The sequence below is a fragment of the Ruminococcus sp. CAG:379 genome (assembly GCF_000434255.1).
Lineage (GTDB): Bacteria > Bacillota > Clostridia > Oscillospirales > Ruminococcaceae > Ruminococcus_F > Ruminococcus_F champanellensis.
The window spans coordinates 541-4,709 of sequence record NZ_FR894830.1 but is presented as its reverse complement, the minus strand read 5'-3'; the positions used below and the strand labels follow the sequence as shown (position 1 = coordinate 4,709).

The window sequence follows — 4,169 nt, the reverse complement described above, 5'->3', positions numbered from 1 at the left end:
AACAGATGCTGTACAAGCCGCCAGACATGCTTTGTGCGGTGTTGCCTTACATACAAAGCCGCACCATGTACCCCATGATGCGGCTGTTTGTTATATTTCGTTCCGGTTTTCCAGAGCCTTGTACAGAGTCACCTCGTCCGCATACTCCAGAATACCCCCGATGGGCAGACCGAACGCCAGACGGGATACCTTCACCCCCATAGGCTTCAGCAGCCGGGCGATGTACATGGCGGTAGCCTCCCCCTCCACTGTGGGATTGGTTGCCATGATGACCTCGGTCACAGGCTCGGACTGAAGCCGTGCCAACAGGCTCCTGATCTCCAGATCGTCCGGGGATACCCCGTCCAGGGGGGAAATCAGCCCGTGAAGCACATGGTAGGTACCATTGTACTCCCCCGTCCGCTCAAAGGCGGTCACATCCTTGGGGCTTTCCACCACGCAGATGATGCTGTGATCCCGTCGGTCATCTCCGCAAATGGGGCAGACCTCTTGCTCCGTCAGATTCTGACAGATCGCACAGTTGTGCACCCTATGCTTCGCCTGTAAAATGGCATCCGCAAAGGTCTGTACATCCGACTCGGACATGGACATTACATAGTAGGCAAGCCGCTGGGCAGTTTTCATGCCGATCCCCGGCAGCTTTGCAAACTGCTCCGCCAGGATCACCAGGGGCAGTGCATTGTGGTCAGCCATGGATCAATTAAAACAGACCGGGCAGGGAAACGCCGCCGGTTACCTTGGTCATTTCCTCCTCGGTGACCTTCTCCACGTTGGCAATGGCTTCGTTAACTGCACTGATTACCAGATCCTGGAGCATTTCAATGTCCTCCGGATCCACAACCTCCGGCTTGATGGTCAGGGACTTGATGTTCTTCTTGCCGGTCACAACCACTTCAACTGCGCCGCCTCCGACGGATGCGGTAAAGTCCCGTGCTTCAATGTCCTCCTGCAATTCGGTGATCTTATCCTGCATCTTCTGTGCCTGACGGATCATTGCGTTCATATCCTGGGCGCCGCCCTGCTTCGGTATTCTTGCTCTCATGTTTTTAACTCCTTATCCTCATTTCATTGACCGCATCAAGGATGCAGTCCGGACGATGCCCAAAGAGCGCCGCCCTTATTCAACAGCCGTTTCGATCTGGCTGCTGTTTGCCTTTTGAATCAATGCGTCCGCCGGAGAGATCTCCTGCTTTTTGACGCTGCATTTTGCCCGGATGGCATATCGCTTGCCCAGCACCTGCTGAATGCAGTCCCCAAGGGAAACCGCATGCTCCCGTTGTCGGAACAGCTGCATAAACAGGGCATTTTCCGCAAAGATCAACAGCAGATTGCCATTGACGAATGCCTTGGAATTTGCCAGCGTGCCGGACACGGCAGGATTCACCTTGTTGAATGCGGCAAGCACCTCCGCCCAATTGGCAAGGGGCTTGAAATCCTCCTGCCGGAGCTTGGACATATCCACCTTCGGCTCCTCCGGATGGACACGATCCGCCGGTGCAGCCACAGGCTTTTCCTGGGGTCGGATGGGCTGATACCCCCCCTGCCGCAGTGCGGCAATGGTGGCTTCCAACTGTTTTATTTTATCATAAATCTGAGAATTGTCAAGGGTTTGGGGGGATTTTTGTGAAATCTGCGGACTGCACAGCCGGATCAGACAAAGCTCCAGCTCCACCCGCTTGTTGATGGCTCTGCCAAGCCGCTCGTTGCATGCCTGCAGCACCGACAACCGGTCGATGACCTGCTGCAAAGGCATGGCGGAACGGATTCCCTCCAGCCGGGTGATCTCCTCCGGCATACATGCCAGCAAGGAGGTGTCCCCGTTGGTCACATGCAACAGCATCACATTCCGCAGCTGGGCGATCAGCTCCTCGCACAGCCGCAGCATGTCCTTGGACTTGGCATACAACTCGTCCAGGATCCGGACTGCCTTTGCCGGATCCGACTGGGTCATAGCATCCAGCAGGTCAAACAGGGCATCCCGTCCGGCGATGCCTGCCGCCGCTGAAACCGTATCCAGGGTGATATTGCTGTCGTATGCGGCGCACTGATCCAGCAGGGACAAAGCGTCCCGCATGCCCCCGTCGGACAGCCGGGCAATGAGCCGTGCCGCCTGTGCATCCAGGGTCAGCTGCTCCTCCCCCGCAATGTACAGCAGCCGGGCGGTGATATCCTCCGGCAAAATCCGGCGGAAGTCAAACCGCTGGCACCGGGATACGATGGTAGCAGGCACCTTGTGGATCTCCGTGGTGGCAAGGATGAATTTAACAAACGCCGGCGGCTCCTCCATGATCTTCAGCAGCGCATTGAAAGCGCTCTGGGACAGCATGTGTACCTCGTCAATGATATACACCTTATATTTGCATCGCTCCGGGGTGTACACCGCCCCGTCCCGCAGTTCCCGGATATCGTCCACCCCGTTGTTGGAGGCTGCGTCGATCTCGATGATATCCGACAGGGAAAACGCCTCGGCATCCCGGCAGATCTCGCACTGCTGACAGGGGTTCCCGTCAGTAGCATGCAGACAGTTGATGGCCTTTGCAAAGATCCGGGCGCAGGTGGTCTTTCCCGTGCCCCGGGATCCGGTAAACAGATAGGCATGGGCTGTCTTACCGCTCTGGATCTGATTTTTCAGAGTAGTGGTAATGTGGGGCTGTGAGATCACATCGTCAAAGGTTCGGGGCCGCCACTTCCGGTACAGCGCCTGATACATATCCGTTCCATCTCCTTTCCCGGTCATCCTGCCAGAGGATGCTCCACTGCGTCCCGCAGCTCTGCATAATATTCCCGGAATCCCTCCAGGTCAGCCATCCGGTTGGTGACCGCCTGTTCGTAATACAGCTGGCTTTGCTCCGGCTGCCGCAGCAGCAGGCATGCCAAGGCGCAGCCGCCATATGCAAAGGCAACATTCTCACCCTTTGCGATGGAATCCTCAAACCACTGCAATGCCTTTGCTCCGTCATGCTGCCGCAGATAAAGCATGCCCACATCCGTGCGGATGCAGGAAAACTCCGGTAGTTCCAGTTCCAACAGCCGGTCATACACTGTCTGTGCGGCCTCATAAGCACCGCTGTCCGTCATGCTCCGAGCCTGGAACAGCAGCAGATACGGGTTGTCCATGCCAAGCTCCCGGGCACGCTGATAGCTTTGCACCGCATTGGCGCTGCATCCGGTCATCTGATAGCAACGACCGATGTAGAAATGGCAAAGCTGCCGCTCCTTGTCCGTGAGTCCCTGCATTTCCAGCACCGCAAGAAAACCATCCAGTCCTTCCTCCAGGTTGTTGTCGCATACATCCGCCAGTGCCCTGCAGAACATGCGGCTCTTTTTTCCCATGCCCCCGAAGGCATTGCCGATGATCTCCGCATCCGTCCGTTCAATGTGAAAGCCCCGTTGCTGCCAATACACCAGCAGCAGGGAGATGATCCATTGCAGATACAGTGCCAGACAGACGATCAGCAGAACCTGAAACGAACCCCAGTCTATTTCCATGGAGCTGCCCACTGTCGGGACAGCTACCAGGCAGGTCAGCAGCGCAGGTATCAGCGCCTTTTCGGCGGCTCGCCGGAGCAGTCCTGCAAGCTGACGAAGTTTGTCCCCCATACGCCCTCCGTGTGTCATGCGCCGCCGCACCGGCGAAGCAAAACTTCAGGCAGCACCCGCAGGCCGATTGCGGCTCCTGCAGGGCATCTGCCGACAAATTTCCATTCGATGATACAGGAGTGCCGGATGCAGTACCGCTTGCATGCAGTCTGCACTATTCAACCGGTTTTTTGCGGCACTGCCTATAAAAATTCCGGAACATAGGTGTGCAGGCTTGCTGCGGCACACGAAAACAACCGCTTAATGCTGCTCGGTTCCCCGCCTGACATGGTTCACGGCGCTTCGTTGCACAGGGCCCGCACACCTATATTCCGGAATCTGCATTCCTGAAAGTACAATACAATTGTACCATATACCATCCAAAATTTCAACCCCCAAATTGTACATTTTCATAATTTTTCTGTTTTCAGCAAAAAAATCAGTTTTGGGGCTTTACTTTTTCATCAATCTGTGCTATACTGTTAAAGCGGTTTGGGAATAATACCGCTTTCGAGGTGTGGCTCAGTTTGGTAGAGCGCTGCGTTCGGGACGCAGAGGCCGCAGGTTCAAGTCCTGTCACCTCGACGATT

General features: G+C 55.9%; 4 protein-coding genes, 1 tRNA gene and 1 other RNA gene. 1 reads left to right on the top strand and 5 read right to left on the bottom strand.

The genetic code is table 11. The features are described 5' to 3' along the window. Positions 1 to 90: 90 nt before the first annotated feature. From recR to ffs, 5 genes are all read right to left on the bottom strand, one after another. Entirely contained in the window at positions 91 to 693 is a 603-nt protein-coding gene (gene recR / locus QVO51_RS02105) for a recombination mediator RecR (RefSeq protein ID WP_022357038.1), read from the bottom strand. A gap of 7 nt (positions 694 to 700) precedes the next feature. Further along, positions 701 to 1,042 carry a YbaB/EbfC family nucleoid-associated protein gene (locus tag QVO51_RS02100; protein WP_015559152.1) on the bottom strand — a complete coding sequence of 114 codons (342 nt, stop codon included), beginning with the start codon at positions 1,040 to 1,042 and terminating at the stop codon, positions 701 to 703. A gap of 75 nt (positions 1,043 to 1,117) precedes the next feature. Then, the gene (gene dnaX, locus QVO51_RS02095) at positions 1,118 to 2,710 is read right to left on the bottom strand and encodes a DNA polymerase III subunit gamma/tau (protein ID WP_022357037.1); all 1,593 of its coding nucleotides are present in this window, start codon (positions 2,708 to 2,710) and stop codon (positions 1,118 to 1,120) included. A 23-nt stretch (positions 2,711 to 2,733) separates the two neighbouring features. Further along, on the bottom strand, positions 2,734 to 3,600 hold the full coding sequence (locus tag QVO51_RS02090; RefSeq protein ID WP_022357036.1) for a tetratricopeptide repeat protein: 867 nt from the start codon (positions 3,598 to 3,600) through the stop codon (positions 2,734 to 2,736). Between the two features lie 203 nt (positions 3,601 to 3,803). Continuing rightward, an RNA gene (gene ffs / locus QVO51_RS02085) (signal recognition particle sRNA small type) lies at positions 3,804 to 3,902 on the bottom strand. A 188-nt stretch (positions 3,903 to 4,090) separates the two neighbouring features. Here ffs and QVO51_RS02080 point away from each other — a divergent pair. After that, a tRNA-Pro gene (locus QVO51_RS02080) sits at positions 4,091 to 4,164 on the top strand. The last annotated feature ends 5 nt before the right edge of the window (positions 4,165 to 4,169 follow it).

Bases quoted from the DNA above. Each gene is read 5' to 3' on its own strand.
- dnaX (WP_022357037.1), bottom strand. From the start codon at position 2,710: ATGTATCAGGCGCTGTACCGGAAGTGGCGGCCCCGAACCTTTGACGAT.
- QVO51_RS02090 (WP_022357036.1), bottom strand. From the start codon at position 3,600: ATGGGGGACAAACTTCGTCAGCTTGCAGGACTGCTCCGGCGAGCCGCC.
- QVO51_RS02100 (WP_015559152.1), bottom strand. From the start codon at position 1,042: ATGAGAGCAAGAATACCGAAGCAGGGCGGCGCCCAGGATATGAACGCA.
- recR (WP_022357038.1), bottom strand. From the start codon at position 693: ATGGCTGACCACAATGCACTGCCCCTGGTGATCCTGGCGGAGCAGTTT.